The organism is [Clostridium] symbiosum (assembly GCA_036419695.1).
GTDB classification, from domain to species: Bacteria; Bacillota; Clostridia; order Lachnospirales; family Lachnospiraceae; genus Otoolea; species Otoolea symbiosa_A.
In genome coordinates this window covers 1,327,647-1,345,077 of the sequence record CP143946.1, presented here as the reverse complement: position 1 = coordinate 1,345,077, position 17,431 = coordinate 1,327,647, and the positions used below count along the sequence as shown (strand labels likewise).

Below are 17,431 nucleotides of genomic sequence, written 5' to 3'. Positions count from 1 at the left end.
TTTTTCCCGTGCCGCCAGGCACAATCCGCATCCTATTCCTGCGTTTCGAATCCTTTATTCCTATTTGGCAGCACCTCAGGCGGAATCGGACAACAATACGCCCTTCCCTCCGTGACTGCCTTAAATTCTTCTCCGGCCAAAACGGCTATCTTCGGATCCTCAATGACACGTATGGATGCATCGGCCAGAACCCGGGCGGCATAAAGCATTCCTTTAACGGCAAGCCCTGTTCTGCTCTGGGAAACCATCTGCCAGGAATGGGCCGGGGTTCCCGGTACAAAACAGCCGCCGATAAACTGAGCCGTGGGAACCGTATAGCTCACATCTCCCACATCCGAGGAGCCTGCAACCAGAATCTCACGGTGCCGGTGGGGAATGACGAAATCACTCATTACAAGCTTCCTGTATCTGGCCTCCACGCTGCGTTTTTCCCTGCCCTCCATAAAGCCGATGGACAGGTCGCCCGCGATGTCTTTGTCGGTGAGCGTCTTTTTCATCTCTCCGGCAAACTTTAACTCATCCTCCGAGTATACAGGAAGCGGAACCCGCTCCATGCTCTCGTACAGCAATTGTTCCAGTACCTCATTCGAGACGGTATTCGAACATGCCTTATCAAATACAATCTCCACCCGGGTTTCCGTCATCATGGCCGCACCCCGTGCGATTTTACATACCCGCTCATAAAGTTTCCGAACCTTTTCCGTATCTTCGGAGCGAATCAGGTAGAGTACCTCGGCGTGGTTTTGCACCACATTCGGCGAGCTCCCGCCGGTATCCGTAATGGCGTAATGAATCCGATCCACGGGTTCCATATGTTCCCGCATATAATTGACTCCCACATCCATCAGCTCCACCGCATCCAGGGCGCTCCTTCCCAGATGGGGAGCGCCGGCCGCATGGGACGACACGCCCCTAAACCGGAAATACGCCTGGCAGTTGGCCTGAAGGGAACCCGTCAGCACCGCATTCCCTCCTCCCGGATGCCAGGTCAGGGCGATGTCAAGGTTGTCAAAAATACCGGCCCTGGCCATATAGGCTTTACCCGATCCGCCCTCCTCCGCCGGGCATCCGGCCAGCACCACGGTTCCACTTTTCTGATTTTCGTCCAGATAATCCTTCACCATCAGAGCCGCTCCCACAGAGGCTGTCCCCAGAAGGCAATGGCCGCAGCCGTGACCGTTATCCGTCCCTTTCCGCGGCTTTTGGCAGGTTTCCCCCGCCTCCTGGCTCAGTCCCGACAAGGCATCATACTCCGCCAGGATCCCTATTACAGGAGAACCGGAGCCATATTCTGCGGTAAATGCCGTTTCCATCCCCGCCACACCGCGTTTTACCTCAAATCCTTTTTCCTCCAGGAGCTTCTCCAGAGCCTGGGCCGAGCGGTATTCTCCAAATTTCAATTCCGCATAATCCCAGATGCAGGCATTCAGCTCCGTCAGCAAATCTTCATAATTCCCCACTGTATCACTCCACCTTTCTTTTGGCATCACGCACGTTTTACTTTTTTCTACTAAGACGCAGCTATCATATTTCCTGTGTTTTTACATTTTAACGCCGGACTCTCCCTTTTTAATTTCCCTTAAAGGCCGAACCAAACGACAGGCGGCTGGTAATAACGGCAAAGATTAATGCGGCAATTCCCAGGGCCAGGGCCGCCAGAGCCGTAACTCCCGCGCCGTAGCTCATCGGAAGCACGATAAACAGATTCAGCATGGCAAAATAAATGATGCTGGTCACCGTATACGACAGCGAATAATTAGCCAGGGCCGGACTCTCCAGATTCGGGTCACAGATTCTAAGAAGCAGCACGCCCGTGAGAAATACTCCCGTACTCATACCCAAGGTAGCCACCATCTGCTCAAACCAGTACCCCTTCAGCAGCCTCTTGCAGAAGAAGAAAAGAACAACGCTTGTCACGATGTATCCAATGATAACCATCACCATAATCGGGACTATGTATGCCGCAACCGCTTTGATTGGAAGGCTGGCAATTGCCGCAATCACCGCGAATTCCGTAAAGGAGCTGGAAACCTTGCTTTTAATCTTCTCATCCACCAGATAGGCCAGCTTTAATTTACTCATGATGCCCCAGATAACAAACATCACGATCATGGCGTAAGCCCATACTGAAATGCTGGACAGAACCGGAATCTGGTATTTCTTCGCCCCCATCAGAAGGAGGTAAGCCAGACCGCAGGCTACAAAAATCAGCGCCGCATGGAAGGCCAGAGTGTCGATGGAGGAGGACATTGTTGTCTCACGTCCCACAGATGCCTGTTTTTTAATATCTTTTTCAAAACCTACGCGAATCGGCTCCGGAATGTCGGCCGGTTTCTTCAAAACAGCCGTCTGTCCATGGCGGGCCGCCCAGTTGATCATCATAATACCGATCAGGATTCCGCCGACGATGCCAAAGGTGGCCGTAGTGGTGGCCACTCCCTGGGAAGTCTGCCAGTAGGGAAGATTCAGTTCGGAAAGCATGTTTCCCAGCGTTCCGGCCGTGCCGTGTCCCCCCACAAAACCGATGGAAAGCTCAATTCCGAATACCTCGTACAAGTTCTCTCCGCTAAAGAGGACATGTGTTCCAAATCCCGTTGCAAACTGGAGCATGGAAACTCCGAGCCCGATCCCGATTAAAGGAAATACATTCTTTAATATTCCGGCATTCACACCGTCCTTCTCCCCTCTACCGATGGTCAGTCCCAGAGGTACCGATGCCACGACGGGAACGATGAGAATCCCGGGCAAAAGCGAGTAGATGGAAAACCATTCCTCCGGAACAGGCAGGATATTGAATACCTGTGGACCTATAACGAGAAGCAGAAACCCTCCGATAACCGACGACGGAATAAATGTTTTCTGAAACAGTTTCAATTTTGCCCTGATAAAAACTCCGAGTAATAGAAAAACACCCAGCAGTGCCATGCTCTGCAGCAATTCTGTCAATAATGCATTTGTCATTTTCATTATCTCCTTTTTCATTTTATCAGGCGCCTATTTTAGGACTTATTTATTTTATGTCCTAATCTATTTTTATTTATATCATTTATAAATTTTCTTGTCAATGAATTTTTACCATTTTTTTCATTCAACCACGTTTTTCACTATTTTCCATGTCGTTTTTCGATTGTATTCTGTTATATTTAAAGAAAATTCCGCTTGATATCTGACAAATCTAAAATGAGTCTCGATTGATTCAAGTCCTTTATTGAAGTCAATTTCACATTTCCACATGGTACGTGGGTGCATGGATTTTTTATCAGCCGCAGAAGTGTTTCACAGACTTTTTGTTACCGCTTAACAAAACAGGGCTGCCACAGCAGCTATTATCAATACAGCTGCTGCGGCAGCCCCGCAGACTTCTAAGCCGGCTTTAAACCGGCTGTTATTTTATTTCTTTCAAAAAACGAACCGGTAGTCCGGCATGATATTGATTTATTCCAAAACCCTCAGGTGCTTCAGGCTGATATCCAGAATCGGCGCCGAATGCGTCAGCGCTCCGCTGGACACATAGTCCACGCCCGTGTCTGCAATGGCCCTGATATTTTCTTTTGTAATATTGCCGGAGCATTCCGTCTCCGCACGGCCTCCGATCAGGCGCACGGCCTCCGCCATCTGTCCCGGTGTCATATTGTCGAGCATGATGATGTCCGCCCCGGATTCCACCGCCTCTTTCACCATCTCAAGGTCTTCTGTTTCCACCTCAATTTTCCGTACAAAAGGAGCGTACGCCCTGGCTGCCTCCACTGCCTGCTTAACGCCTCCCGCTGCATCGATGTGATTATCCTTCAGAAGAATTCCATCCGACAAATTGTATCTGTGGTTGTTACCACCGCCGACCCGGACCGCGTATTTTTCAAAAATCCGCATGCAGGGAGTCGTTTTTCTCGTATCCAGAAGCTTTGTCTTTGTTCCATCAAGAAGCTTTACAACCATATTGGTGTAAGTGGCAATTCCGCTCATGCGCTGAAGATAATTGAGCGCCGTCCTCTCGCCGGAGAGGAGAACCCTGATATCTCCACTTACCGTAGCCAGATGCTGCCCTTTTTTTACGGCATCGCCGTCCTTCACGTCAAACATTACTTCGGTTTCCGGATCAAGCAGTGTAAATACGCGTTCAAATATCTGCAGTCCGGCGATAATACCGTCTTCCTTACAGATAAGCTGTACCTCGCCCTTTTTATACTCTGGCATTACGGAATTAGTCGTCACATCCTCACTGTTGATATCTTCCTCCAACGCAAGACGGATGTATTTGTCAGCAGCAAGCTGTATGGTAATTGGATTCATAACTCATACTCCCCTTCCGGCCTTCCGTGATTTTCACAGCGGCCCTTTTTGCAAATACAAGACTTTCCAGCAAACTGTTGCTGGCTAATCGGTTTCTCCCATGGACGCCGTTGCAGCTTGTCTCCCCGACTGCATACAGGTGATCCATCGTCGTTCTGGAATCGCAGTCCACATGGATTCCGCCCATGAAATAATGCTGAGCCGGCACAACGGGAATTGGCTCCCTCGTAATATCATATCCTTCTTCCAGGCATTTCTTATAGATATTGGGGAAATGGCTCCGTATCACTTCTTCTCCGACTGGTTCAAAGGACAGCCAGACATGGCGGCTTCCCTCTTTCTCCATCTCCTCCATAATTGCCTTAGAGACCACGTCCCTTGGCAGGAGTTCGTTTACAAAACGTTCACCCCGGCCGTTCAGAAGCACAGCTCCCTCTCCCCTGGCCGATTCCGATATCAGGAAACTGCGGCCCGTTTTATCGCTGTATAGGCTGGTCGGATGAATCTGCACATAATCCAGATGCTCAAGCTTTACTCTGTGTTTCTTTGCAACCGCCAGCGCGTCGCCGGTGAGGCACGGGTAATTGGTCGAGTGTTCATAAAGACCGCCGATCCCTCCCGTAGCCATAACCGTATCGTCCGCATGGATATAAAGTGTGCCACCTTGCGCCGTCCGGGCAGACATACCGGTACATTTTCCGTCAGACACCAGAATATCCGTCATGGCCGTGTATTCCAAAATCATCACATTCGGAAGCTCTTTCACGTGTTTTTGCAGCACGCCTGTAATTTCCTTTCCGGTAATGTCCTTATGGAAACAGATCCTGGGGCGTGAATGTGCCCCCTCACGTGTATAATTTAAGCTTCCGTCGGGATTTCTGTCGAACCGTACTCCCAGCTCCACGAGATGATCAATTACCTCTCTGCTGGAACGGATCATGATTTCCACACTCTCTTTCCGGTTCTCATAATGCCCGGCTTTCATCGTATCCTCAAAATAGGGTTCAAAATCCTCCTCATCCCGCATCACGCAGATCCCTCCCTGTGCCAGCATGGAATCGCAGTTTTCAATCCCCTCCTTTGACAGCATTACAATCTTCTGTTCCCGCGGCAGGCTTAACGCCGTGTAAAGTCCGCCCACTCCGCAGCCGGCAATCACTACATCACAGTAAATGTGTTTCACCATTGTTATTCCCCCTCTTTATCAGGCCAGTTCCAGCATTCTAGACAAAGTTTTTTTCGCAGGGGCGGCAAGGTCCTCCCGGACTCCGGCCTTGTTGTCACCTGTTTTCAGCACATTGATAATTTTATCCAGTGTTATTTTCTTCATGTCGGCACAGACCGGCACGGTTGCGGGAAAATAGAATCTTTTTCCAGGATTTTTCTTTTCCAGTTCATAGCGCACTCCGATTTCCGTTGCTATAATAAACTCATCCGCGTCGCTCTTTGCAGTGTAATTTATAATTCCTGTGGTGGAGCCTATGTAATCCGCCTGTTTTAACAGCGCTTCATTGCATTCCGGATGGGCCAGCACTTTCGCATCCGGATGCTCCTTCCTCAGCTTCACAATCTCCATCACTTTCATCTGTTCATGGACAGGGCAGAATCCCTTAACCAGAATCACATTTTTCTCCGGGACCTGTTCCGCCACATAACGTCCCAGGTTCTTATCCGGGATAAACAGTATATTTTTATTTGGCAGATTTTTCACTATCTGTACGGCGTTGGCGGACGTGACGCACACATCGGCCCATGATTTGATCTCCGCCGTTGAGTTGATATAACAGACCACCGCAAGGTCTTCATACCTGTTTCTCGCCTGTTCTATCTCTTCCTTCTGCACCATATGGGCCATCGGGCAGTCCGCATGCGCATCAGGCATCAGCACCGTCTTTTCAGGGCTTAAAAGCTTTCCGCTCTCTCCCATAAATGAAACGCCGCAGAAAACAAGCGTTTGATTCGCCAGTCCGGCGGCGTATCTGCTCAAATTAAAAGAATCTCCCACATAGTCAGCAATCTTCTGCACTTCCGGCTCCACATAATAGTGAGCCAGAATCACTGCATCCTTTTCCCTTTTTAATTGGTTTATCTCTTCCTGTTTTGTCATACGCTCCTCTATTCTGCCGCGTCCAAAGCGGTCTTTCCTGATGTGCGGCGAATCTGGCACCGGGCATTCACCGCGTCTGGTAAAACTGCCTGTTTGAACCGCACTCGCAACAGTATAGCATATTTTAAATCATGTGACAAGACACCTGTTAATAAAACTGCAATGTGGGAAAGTTATGTTGAAAAATGAGGACGTTTGTGGGCGTATGGTCAAGGCCACTGTTGGGTTACCGGGTGTTGTGGGATTGGGAGGGTGGTGAAATTTTTCTTTGATAACAGGACGAATCGGGACTGAAGATGCAGAGTGTGACAGGCATCTTCAGTCCCGATTTGACGGTTAGTTGTTGTTTTGATTCTTATTTCAGCTATTGTTTTGACTTTGGACCTGACTTACGGACTCAGAATGACGTTTTGCTTTCCGGCAAAGTCTTCGTCTTTCAATTCGATTCTTTTCCCCTGCCCGGCCGAGCAGTAGCCCGCATAGATTACAAGCAGGGTTTCTTTTGCAAGCTGAAAACCGGACTCGGAAGGTCTTCCCGTGACCGTGCATTCCAGGAAGTCCTGGAGCTGGCCGGTATAGCCCCGGAGTGTCTCCTCGATTACCAGGGCTTTTTGATGGCCGAGGTTCCGGTCGTTTTTCTCCATGATTTCTTCCTCTTCCACCCCCGAATCATCTCCCAGGTATACTTCCAGGAGGTCATTGGGCGTCATGTTGCACTGGAAAGTACAGTCGGTTCCATAGACGGTCATGCTGTTTAAGATGCCCCCCAGGAAGATGTCACCTGCGGTGACAGTGGCTTTTGTTCCATCGGTGAATGTGATAATAAGCTGCCCCCAGTCCTCCACATCCACCGGCAGGGAAGCTATTCTCCCTCTCTCCCCCGCGTTTTGGACAACAGTTGAGACGTCGCACAGTACAGAACGTATTCCGTAACGTTCGCCGCGGGCCTCCATTTCTTTCCGCTTCAGATAGAGAGCGGCGGCCACCGGGTGGGTGCCCTGTCTTATCATTGCGCCTCCGCCGTTATAACACCAGTATGCGGCGTGCGGGGCATGGGAGCCTTTATGGCCGGTTCTGGCTTCGATAGAGAGAAGTTTTGTCTTCTTTTTTCCGATCAGTTCCACCATTCTAACAAAGGGCGGACTGTAAATCCAGTTTTCGGCATAGAAAAAGCGGCAGCCCGACTCTTCCACCACTCGTTCCAACTGTTCAAGCTCAAGACGGACGGTCTGGAACATGATGTCTTTCGGGACTTCCCCTGTCTTTTCCTGCAAAATCTCCCCGCTGCCGAAATATCCGGTAACCGGCTTTTCACAGATCACATGTTTTCCGGCTTTCAGGGCAGCCTCTATCATCCTTTTGTGGAGGGACGGAGGAGTCGCGATATCAATAACCTGGATTTCCCGGTCATTAAGCAGTTCCTCAAAGCAATCCGTGGAATGCTCAAATCCATATCGGTCTGCAAATTTTTTCCTGTCCTCTTCAAGAGAACAGACTGTCTTCAAACGGCATTCAATTCCATATACTTTGCGGTAACCTGTGGCATGCATGGCCCCGGCCCAGCCGGTTCCGGCCAATCCTATTACTACGGTTTTCATCTTCTTAATTTCCCCCCGTTCCGGTGCTGTTGCGTCATGTACCGTGCCGTTAAGTGCGCTATGCCTCCGGTGCCGTACGCACCGTCTTCGCGTCAGGAAGGTACCGGCCGTTTTTATTGATTCTGCCTGAAACAGCCGGCCAGGTTCATCGCATCCAGCAGTTTTCTCGTGTTATACATCTGCTTAAGCCCTGCTGCCGGTTCTTCTCCGGCCAGATACGCCTTCAACGAATCAATGACAAATGTCCCATAATACACATCGCTGTCCGTACTCATCATGATGCGTTCCGTTTTTTCTCCGTAAATACGCTTCTCAAAGCAGCCGTCCCCCAGGGTATAATATCCATTCTTTGTGACAATGTTCCACCGGTTGTCGCGTTTTTCCCCATCCATCGGGAAAGCATAGCCCGTTTCCAGGGAAAGCGTTGCACCGCTCGACAGCCGGCACAGTGAAGATGCATAAATTTCAATATCATATTTTGAATCATAATGATATCCGCTTCCAAGAACTTCCCCTGTGTCGGAACCGGTCAAAAACAGGGCCATATCAATAAAATGCACTCCCAGATTCGTCATGCAGCCTCCACCCGCCCATTTTTTCCGGAGCATCCATGGCGAGGTTTCCACGTATCTGGACGGCGGTCCCGCAATAAAGCGGAATGACAGATGTAGAATATCCTCCGCCTTCACCTTCTCCCGGAATTGCCGGATAAACGGGCTGTGCCTCCACACAAAGGGAATCGCGCAGAACACACCGTTTTTTTCCGCCTCCCTGAGAACCACCGCCACATCTTTTTCATTCAGGCCCAGCGGTTTTTCAATGGAAAACGGGAGTTGTCTTCTGATTAATTCCAGGGCCAGCGGCCGCATCTCATTATGCGGCGCAAAGGCAAACACAAAGTCCGGCCGTTCCCTGTCGAGAAGCTCTTCATAATCGGTATATACACGGCAGCCCAGCCGTTTTCCAATTATTTCCGCCTTATTATAGTCCGGATCACTGACCGCACAAACGTGCAGATTTTCCCGCTCCACCCCTTCCAGATAGAGCGGGACATGCCAATGGCCGGCTCCTATAAACGCCAGATTTAAATCTCCTGCCTGCCTCAATATTTTTCCCTCACTTTTATAATCAGCTCATAAAGGGCTTTCTGTCCGTCATCGGCCGAGGAAAGGAAACTGTCGATTACCGGCTGAACCGATTCAACAAATGCATCCTTGTCCACCTCATTGATGGCGACGCCCTTTACCTCCATCTCATTCATCGCGTTCTCCATCGCATTTGACCAGATCTCGTTGTTCCAGGCATCGGTAAATTTCTCACCCGCCTCTTTTATGGCCGCCTGATCCTCTGCCGGAAGTTTGTCGAACCATACTTTGCTGACAAATGTCGGGTCCGGGATAATGAACTGCTCCGTCAGGGAGTAGTACTTTGCCACTTCTTCCATCCCATTGGCAAGAATAACCGGAGCTGAATTTTCAAGTCCCTCAATCGTTCCCTGCTGAAGGGCCGTGTACACTTCGCTCCAGGCCATCGGAGTGGCGGATCCGCCCATTGCATTGATTGTGCCCGCCAGAATCGCATCCTCCATAACACGGATCCTGAGTCCCTTCATGTCGGCCGGTTTCTTAATCGGATGTTTCGTATTCAGTACACTTCTGGAGCCTAAATTGCACCAGGAGATAATGACAAATCCCTGCGCTTCCGCATCGGCCTCGAGTACGGCCCTGACTTCCGGATCGGTCAGCGTTCCAATCGCCTGCTCGGCGTCTCTCCAGAGGTACGGAAGGGAAAGCACCGACCAGACCGTACTGTAATTGGACAAATCAGTCGCCGCACACTCCGTCATCTCAATCGTTCCTGTCCTCAGCCCTTCCATGGAAGGAATCTTGTCCCCCAACTGGGAGCTCGGATAAAATTCCATCGCCAGCCTGCCGTCGGAACATTCTTTGATCAGTTCTCCGAGACGGTTTGCCCCGTCCGCCTGCGTACCGGTAGCCGGAAACGTCACCGAATATTTCACCACCGTCTGTGCCGTGCCGCCCTGGTTTTCGGCACCGGTCTGTCCCGCCTGCGTCTCTTTCGTCTCTGTCTCCCCCGCCTCCGCCGCTGCTTCTGTCTGCGCCTGTGTCTGCGTCTCCTTCGCCTGCAGACATCCGGTAAGAGCCGCCGCCATCATCACGGCGCTCATAGTAAGGGCTGCCAACTGTCTACTTTTTCTCATTTTCTTTCCTCCTTTTTCTATTCCTATTTCATTGTTCCATTAACGGTTCCTCACCGTCACGGTTAACGGTTGTCTTATCTATCCGATGACTTCACGGTTGCCCGCTTCTTTTATCCTGCAGCAATCCAATGAATTCTCTCAGGTAATCGGCCGATTTCTTCATTCCGACCGAAGCATCCGGTATATCGTCCGGATGCCAGCGCCTCTCATATTCCAACGACAGCCATCCTTCATACCCATAATCCTTTACCATCGTAAGAATCCCCGGCCAGTCGAGACATCCTTCCCCGACAATGCGCGTGACTACATTGCGTTCCTCCTCTTTAGGGTGGGAGACGTCGGAAGATACAAATTCCCTGTTCTCCCCCTTGAAGGCCAGATCCTTTACGTGCATATAGTAAATTTTTTCCGCCTGCGCCTGGATCGCCTCCCTGTAATCCTCTTTTTGAGTAAATGTAAGGTTTGCCTGGTCATACAGGATTCCGACGGACGGATGGTTAATTTCCCGGGATACTTTAATGCTGTCTGCGGCCGAAACCGTCATTGTGTTAAAATGGTTTTCAATCACCAGCTTAACCCCCGCCTCTTCGGCCTCATCTCCCAGAATCCTCATGCTCCGTATCAGGTTCGCCAGTTTTTCTCCCGTCTCATCCCTTTCGTTTCCCATAAAGTTTCCGCCGTAAATTCGAATGTATCCGGCCCCCAGATACCGGGCATAGCCGATCACGCGGCGTATCCCCTCTATTTCCCTGTCTCTCACCGCCCTGTCCAGGTCATTAAACCGGGAATTGTAGGGCGTCAGGCAGATAATAGGGATTCCAAGTCTTTTCGATGCCTCTTTTATTTCCTGTAGGCGCTCCCGGGTACAGTCCTCCGGAATCCCACTCCTGTAGCCATCCTGCACAACGATCTCGGCCCCTTCCAGTCCAATGCGGTGAAACAGTTCAAGCGCCTCCGTGACCGTATATTCCGGTGTTCCCATCGTATGGCCTGCTATACGAAACATTCCTTCACCTCCCTAGTCCAGCGCCGGAAGTCCGGCCGCCTTTAAAATCCGGTGCATCAGCTCGTGGGTCTTATAAGCGTCCTGTGCATTCGTCAGCGGTTCTTTTCCCGTTTTCAGGCAGTCGAAGAAATGCGCCACAGCAGGCTCAAATCCCAGCTTGTCTTCCACTCTCGCCCATCCCATGGCCAGGGGCGTCATCTGAGTCGTATGCGACTGCTCCCCGTCGACTACGGTGACGCTGTCGGGAGAATTCACATAAACGCTTCTGTTGTGGCCGTGAATTTCCATTGTCTCCACCCACTGGCCGGATGACCGGTCGGCCGCCAGCAGTCCGACCGTCCCATTCTCAAACTGCAGCTGGGCCGTCACCAGCGTTTCATAATACGGATCAGTAAATTTGGCGCAGGCGTCCACTTTTACACACTCTCCGCTCAGATATCTCATCAAATCCACCATATGGATCGCATTTTCAAGTGTCGCCCTGTATTCTGAAGCCGGCCTGTTCTTCTGTGCCACTATTACGTCCGGGACCAGCTCCCCGTATGCCTCCTTCGCTTTCCGGTACACCGGGGCAAAACGGCGGTTAAAGCCCACCATAAGCTTTCTTCCCGTTTTTACGGAGAGATCCGCCATCTCGTCCGCCTCCCGAAGCGTCATGGCAAGCGGTTTTTCACAAAACACGTCAATCCCGGCATTCAGTAGCATTTTCACCTGAAGGGGATGTTCCGTCTTAGGCGACAGGACAAAGGCACAGTCTAACCCCAGTCCAATCATTTCTTCCATCGTTTCCACCGCACGTCCGGCCGCATACCGTTCTTTCGCCTTTCTTGCATTTTCCGGATGTTTCGCCATCACGCCGGCCAGCTCCACATCTTCCCTGGCCGTCAGAACCGGCAGGTGCGCAATCCGGGCGATTGCCCCTGTACCGATTACGCCAACACGAAATTTCTTTTCCATTCTCATCTTCCTCCTACACTGAATATCCCAGAATCTGCGGCAAGAATGTTACCAGAGGCGGGATATACGTTACAATCATTAAAACCACTACTTCTGCAATTATGTATGGCAGAATCCCCCTGGAACCTCTCTCCACAGAAATCCCGGCAATTTTGCATGCGATAAACAGACACGCCCCCATCGGGGGAGTCCCCGCCCCGATCACAAGATTCAGAACCATAACGACGCCGAAATGAACGGTGCTGATTCCCAGTTCTGCTGCAATGGGCGCCAGGATTGGCGCCAGGATAATAACCGCCGCGCTGCCGTCCATGAACATTCCCATAATCAGAAGTAAAATATTGACAAGCAGAAAGAAAATATAGGGTGAACGTGTGATTGACAGAAACAGGTCTCCCAGAATCTGGGACATCTGGAGCGCACTCAGGCCGTAGCTGAAAATCTTTGCGCAGCTGATAATCATCAGAATCGTTCCCGACATAGTGGCAGACTGCAGAAGCATTGGCCACAGATCCTTTATTTTCACCGTCTTCATGACAAAAACACTGGCAAACAGACTGTAGACAACGGCCGCCGCCCCGGCTTCGGTTGCGGTAAACACGCCTGTCATGATGCCTCCCACAATGATAACCGGCATGCCAAGGGGAAGAAGCCCTTCCCGGAGAGTCTTAAGTTTCTCCTCTCCCGACAGTTTTTCTGTTCTCCTTGGAAAATGCTCTTTCCTGTCCATAATCGCAACCGCAGCCATAAGGCCGAAGCCAATCATAATCCCGGGAACCGCACCGCCCATAAAAAGAGCTCCTATGGATGCGTTAACGGTAACCCCGTACACCACCATCATAATACTCGGCGGAATAATCGGGCCGCAGGTGGAGGACGATGCCGTGATACCGACCGACTGTTCCGGAGAATACCCCTCCTTCACCATGGCCGGGATCAGGATACCCCCAATACAGGAAGTATCGGCCTGCGCCGAACCGGTAATGCCTCCGAAAAACATACTCGCCACGATATTCGCCTGCCCCAGGCTGGCCGGAAGGCGGCCAATGACCAGCAGAGCAAGTTTAATCAGCTTATCGGTAATGCCTCCCCGGTTCATAATCTCCCCGGCCAATACATAAAAAGGAATGGCAAGCAAAGGAGAATACCCTATCCCGTTATAGACAGACTGGGGAATCACCAGCCAGGCCTGGGGAGTTCCGGTGACAAGGGAAAGCGCAGCCAGGCTGCAGGCCCCGGCCAGACCGAGGCTTATGTACACCGGTATTCCGATCAGTATAAATACAAACACTAAAACAATCAGTCCTAAAATTACAACACTGTTCATAACCCCTCCCTGGTACCGCCGGCAAAGACTCGAGCCTTAATATTCCTTCGGCTCATGAAAAATTCTGTGTCCGGCTGTTTTGATAAATTCATAGATGGAAAGTCCCGCTCCGAGCGGAAGAAACATATAGCAGTATTTACGCGGAATCCTCAGCATTACCGTCTTAAGCGTCCCTGTTGTAGCGGTAAATTCAAAGGAACTTATGAAAAACATGATGAGAAACCCAAGACTCACCAGAGTTACCAGTGTACGTACAACCGTCCTGCCAACCGGCGGCAGGCGGTCCACAAAACTTTGAAGTTCCGTGTGCCCATCCACCCGCACAGCCCTCGCCGTGCCGAACATGACCATTGACACCATCAGGATCTGCACCACCTCATCGCTCCAGAGAATGCCCGACCTGAGCACATAGCGGAAGAACACGTGGGCAACCACAATGCAGACAATCGCCGCAAAAGAAATCACACAGCCAGTATCTTCCACGGCGGCAATTCCTTTATCCACCGCTTTATAGAATTTCTTCATCTGAAAACACCTCCTTATCTGACGGCATCCCCGTCTTTTCTCTTCACTCCCGAATCCCGGTAACCACATTTTTTCAAAATGTATACGTTTACATTTTTTACCATTTTTTTCGGGGAATCTACTCTCTGTCCCCGGCATTATCCCACTTATCATCCTGCAGTTATGCTATTTATAATCTAAATTCCGTCTAAAATGTATACGTTTTCATAACTATATTTTCATATTATCATGGTCAATATGATAAGTCAAGTTTCATTTTATGTGCATTTTTACAGTATTTTAGCTTTGTTTTTTATCTATTTTACACAATATTCTTTTTACACTGCCGCTTGTCATACGGCTTCCTTTTCGTTTTTAGAATATTTATCCTCAAATGAGATTGACATCCACTGGAAATACTGCTATCCTTTAAACATGGAGCGAAATTCTATGATAACGTTTTCATTATTGCAAAACCAATGTTTTACCGGGTTTTATCATATAGAGCGAGGGGGAATCCTTTTGGCAACCGTAAAAGATGTTGCAAAAAAAGCAGGCGTATCTATCGCCACTGTTTCAAGAGTTATCCGCAATGAAGAGATTGTAACACCCAAAACAAGAGAGATTGTTTTAAGCGCAATAAAAGAGTTAAATTATCAGCCGAATGCACTTGCCAGACAGTTAAGGCAGCAGGAAACAAATACGGTTATCGTGATTGTCCCCGATATCGGCAATACCTTTTTCCATGAAATCCTGCTTGGAATTGAATCGGAAGCGGAAAAATACGGATACCAGGTCCTGATTGTGGACATGCATAACAAGCCTGATATTGAAAGCCACTATCTACATGCCCTGCAGCAGAGGCAGGTGGACGGCGTCATCTCTTTATCTGCCAATGTGGCAAAGAGCCTGATGGAGCAGGTTGCAACCTCCTCACCAGTGGTGGTCGCCTGCCAGTATCTGGACAATTCCAATATTCCCAATGTCACCATTGACAATATCGGCGCCGCCAGAACCATGGTTGAATATCTCATCAAACTCGGCCACACCAGAATCGCCCATCTGACGAGCCATCCCACGGCGCTGCTGTACCGCGATCGTTTTAACGGTTACATTTCAGCCCTGGCCAACCACAATATCCCCATCGATCTGGAGCTTGTGAAATATGGCGAATCCACAATTGCAAGCGGATATGAAATGATGAGCTCTCTTCTGGAGCTGTCCAACCCTGTCACCGCCGTGTTCGCGGCGGGCGACGTCATGGCCATCGGCGCACTGAAGGCCCTGAAGAACGCTGGTTTAAACGTTCCCGGCGACTGCTCGGTAGCCGGTTTTGACGATATCGAAATCTCCTCCATCTTTGAACCAGCTCTGACTACTATCAGCCAGCCGAAACTCCTGATGGGAAAGACTTCTTTTAAAAAACTTCTGAAGCTGATGAAGGGGGAACCTCTGGCCGAGCAGCAGGAACTCCTTAACTATAAACTGATAATCCGTGAAAGCTGCGGCAAAGTAAAGCCGTCTAAAAAGAAATAAACCGATCATTTCTTACAGAAAGAAGGTGCATCACCAAATGAAATGCAATGGTATTATTGCCCTCTCTGCCGGAGATCCACGCATGGTTCAGGTGGATGTCCCCGAGCCGGGTCCCCATGAAATTCAGATCAGGATGGCGGCCAGCCTGGTGAGCGCAGGAACCGAGCGCGCCTGGGTTCTGGGGCAGCCCAATGCGCTCCCGGAATATCCCTATATTCCCGGCTACTGCTGCTCCGGCTATGTCGAGAAGACAGGCCCCGGTGTGACAGGATTCTCCTGCGGTGACCGGGTGGCTGCCTATGCGGTCAATGTAGGCCACAGGGAAATCGGTAACGTGGCAGATTACAATGTAGTCCACATTCCCGATTCGGTCAGTTTCCGGCATGCCGCTTTCACAAGTCTTGGCCAGACATCCCTGCAGGGTGTGCGCAAATGCCGGATCGAGCTGGGCGAGAGTATTGTCTCCCTCGGAATCGGCATTGTCGGTATTTTTGCGCTTCAACTTGCCCACCTGAATGGGGCCCTTCCCTGCATTGCCGTGGACAGAAATGAAACACGTCTCGATATCGCAGGAAAATGCCATGCTGATTTTACCGTCAATAACGGCACAGACGGCTGGCAGGAGCGTCTCCTGACAATCACGGATGGAAAGGGGCCTGCCGTTGTCTTCGACAACACAGGTGTCCCGGGAGCCATGACGGATGCCTGCCGGATGGCGGCGGACTATGCCAGGATCTGTATTCTCGGATGTCCCAGAGGTACGGCCGACTTTAATTTCTATAAGGACGTACAGAAAAAATCACTCACCATTATCGGGGCCCACGCGGTAGACTCCATCCCCCGGTACCATTCCTACCCGAATTACTGGACATTTGCCGATGATGCCGCCTGTTTCCTCCGCTTTGTTGATAAAGGGGTGGTTGCGGTTGAGCCTCTCATCAGTAAAACTGTTTCACAAAAAGACGCCGGTAAAGCATATGCAGAGCTAATCCGCAATGATATGGATGCGCTCGGAATGATAATCGACTGGCTGGAATCTCGCTGATATTTCTGTAATCCGCATGTTTTAAAGTAGAAGGGAGTTTTTGTCATGAAATTTGGATGTTTCGGTTTCATCCGGCATATCCCCCTCATTGAGAGGGCGGGATTTGACGCCGCCGAACTTGACTTCTGTGAAATAGCCGCGCTTTCCGAAGAAGATTTCCGGCAGGTATTACAACAGAGCAAAGAATCTTCTCTGGATTACTCTGTCTTTTCCGGTCTGATTCCTCTGACGGAACGTTTTCACAGTGAAAGTTTTGACAGGGCATACTGGCTTGAACATATCAGGAAGGGAACTGAGCGAGTGTCACAGCTTGGTGCTTCCATGATTCCTTTCGGCGCCGGTAAATGCAGAAGCATCCCCGACGGATGCACCGACCGCAATGCTGCAAAGGAACGGATCCTCGGCCTCATTTCCGATATCTGCGGTATCCTGAAACCTTACGGCATCACCCTGGTCATTGAACCCCTCGGTCCGGCCAACAGTAATTATATCAACTATCTTGCGGAAGCCGTACAATTTGTTTCGGTTCTCAACCTTCCAAACTGCAAAACCATGTGTGATCTGCGGCATATGCATAAACTGGGGGAGGATATGGATGAGATCGTAAAATACCGGGACTCTGTTCTACATGCCCACATTGATTATCCCGAAGGCGAGAAGCGTTTCTTCCCGAAAATAACGGACGGATTTGACTACGCCCCCTACTTCAGGGCGCTGTCAAAAGCCGGTTATGGCGGAATTCTCTCGATAGAGGCCACCGCCTATACAGATTTTTTCAGGGAAGCGTGCGAGGGCCTGGCTCTGTTGAAAGAATACTGCAGACGGTACTGTTAACGCGGG

15 protein-coding genes are annotated in these 17,431 nt (G+C 50.3%); 3 read left to right on the top strand and 12 right to left on the bottom strand.

The genetic code is table 11. The annotated features are described in order from the left end of the window. Nucleotides 1-32: 32 nt before the first annotated feature. The 12 genes from V3C10_06200 to V3C10_06145 form a co-directional block, all read right to left on the bottom strand. Nucleotides 33-1,460 (bottom strand): M20 family metallopeptidase, encoded by a 1,428-nt coding sequence (locus tag V3C10_06200; protein ID WVP63408.1) that lies wholly within the window; start codon nucleotides 1,458-1,460, stop codon nucleotides 33-35. Nucleotides 1,461-1,569: 109 nt separating this feature from the next. Beyond that, a complete protein-coding gene (locus V3C10_06195) occupies nucleotides 1,570-2,961 on the bottom strand; it encodes a sodium/glutamate symporter (GenBank protein ID WVP63407.1) in 1,392 nt (463 codons plus the stop codon). A gap of 474 nt (nucleotides 2,962-3,435) precedes the next feature. Next, on the bottom strand, nucleotides 3,436-4,290 hold the full coding sequence (gene nadC, locus V3C10_06190) for a carboxylating nicotinate-nucleotide diphosphorylase (GenBank protein ID WVP63406.1): 855 nt from the start codon (nucleotides 4,288-4,290) through the stop codon (nucleotides 3,436-3,438). Then, nucleotides 4,259-5,476, bottom strand: coding sequence for an L-aspartate oxidase (locus tag V3C10_06185; protein ID WVP63405.1), 1,218 nt, complete (start codon nucleotides 5,474-5,476; stop codon nucleotides 4,259-4,261). The genes nadC and V3C10_06185 overlap by 32 nt, the downstream gene beginning before the upstream one ends. 18 nt (nucleotides 5,477-5,494) lie before the next feature. Beyond that, a complete protein-coding gene (gene nadA / locus V3C10_06180) occupies nucleotides 5,495-6,397 on the bottom strand; it encodes a quinolinate synthase NadA (protein ID WVP63404.1) in 903 nt (300 codons plus the stop codon). A 389-nt stretch (nucleotides 6,398-6,786) separates the two neighbouring features. Continuing rightward, a complete protein-coding gene (locus tag V3C10_06175; GenBank protein ID WVP63403.1) occupies nucleotides 6,787-7,995 on the bottom strand; it encodes a Gfo/Idh/MocA family oxidoreductase in 1,209 nt (402 codons plus the stop codon). Between the two features lie 113 nt (nucleotides 7,996-8,108). Beyond that, complete coding sequence (locus tag V3C10_06170; protein WVP63402.1) at nucleotides 8,109-9,101, bottom strand: Gfo/Idh/MocA family oxidoreductase; 993 nt, start codon at nucleotides 9,099-9,101, stop codon at nucleotides 8,109-8,111. After that, on the bottom strand, nucleotides 9,098-10,216 hold the full coding sequence (locus V3C10_06165; GenBank protein WVP63401.1) for a TRAP transporter substrate-binding protein: 1,119 nt from the start codon (nucleotides 10,214-10,216) through the stop codon (nucleotides 9,098-9,100). Before V3C10_06165 ends, V3C10_06170 begins: the two co-directional genes overlap by 4 nt. A gap of 91 nt (nucleotides 10,217-10,307) precedes the next feature. Further along, the gene (locus V3C10_06160) at nucleotides 10,308-11,222 is read right to left on the bottom strand and encodes a sugar phosphate isomerase/epimerase family protein (GenBank protein WVP63400.1); all 915 of its coding nucleotides are present in this window, start codon (nucleotides 11,220-11,222) and stop codon (nucleotides 10,308-10,310) included. Between the two features lie 12 nt (nucleotides 11,223-11,234). Beyond that, a complete protein-coding gene (locus tag V3C10_06155; protein ID WVP63399.1) occupies nucleotides 11,235-12,179 on the bottom strand; it encodes a Gfo/Idh/MocA family oxidoreductase in 945 nt (314 codons plus the stop codon). Nucleotides 12,180-12,192: 13 nt separating this feature from the next. Then, on the bottom strand, nucleotides 12,193-13,506 hold the full coding sequence (locus V3C10_06150; protein WVP63398.1) for a TRAP transporter large permease: 1,314 nt from the start codon (nucleotides 13,504-13,506) through the stop codon (nucleotides 12,193-12,195). Between the two features lie 36 nt (nucleotides 13,507-13,542). Continuing rightward, the gene (locus tag V3C10_06145) at nucleotides 13,543-14,031 is read right to left on the bottom strand and encodes a TRAP transporter small permease (GenBank protein WVP63397.1); all 489 of its coding nucleotides are present in this window, start codon (nucleotides 14,029-14,031) and stop codon (nucleotides 13,543-13,545) included. A gap of 501 nt (nucleotides 14,032-14,532) precedes the next feature. Between V3C10_06145 and V3C10_06140 the strand changes: the two genes are divergently transcribed. Genes V3C10_06140 through V3C10_06130 form a run of 3 tightly spaced genes read left to right on the top strand, consistent with a single transcriptional unit; the run spans nucleotide 14,533 to nucleotide 17,425 of the window. Then, nucleotides 14,533-15,546, top strand: coding sequence for a LacI family DNA-binding transcriptional regulator (locus tag V3C10_06140; GenBank protein ID WVP63396.1), 1,014 nt, complete (start codon nucleotides 14,533-14,535; stop codon nucleotides 15,544-15,546). Nucleotides 15,547-15,583: 37 nt separating this feature from the next. Next, nucleotides 15,584-16,591: a zinc-binding alcohol dehydrogenase gene (locus tag V3C10_06135; GenBank protein ID WVP63395.1), complete on the top strand. Its 1,008-nt coding sequence runs from the start codon at nucleotides 15,584-15,586 to the stop codon at nucleotides 16,589-16,591. Between the two features lie 45 nt (nucleotides 16,592-16,636). Then, entirely contained in the window at nucleotides 16,637-17,425 is a 789-nt protein-coding gene (locus V3C10_06130; GenBank protein ID WVP63394.1) for a sugar phosphate isomerase/epimerase family protein, read from the top strand. The last annotated feature ends 6 nt before the right edge of the window (nucleotides 17,426-17,431 follow it).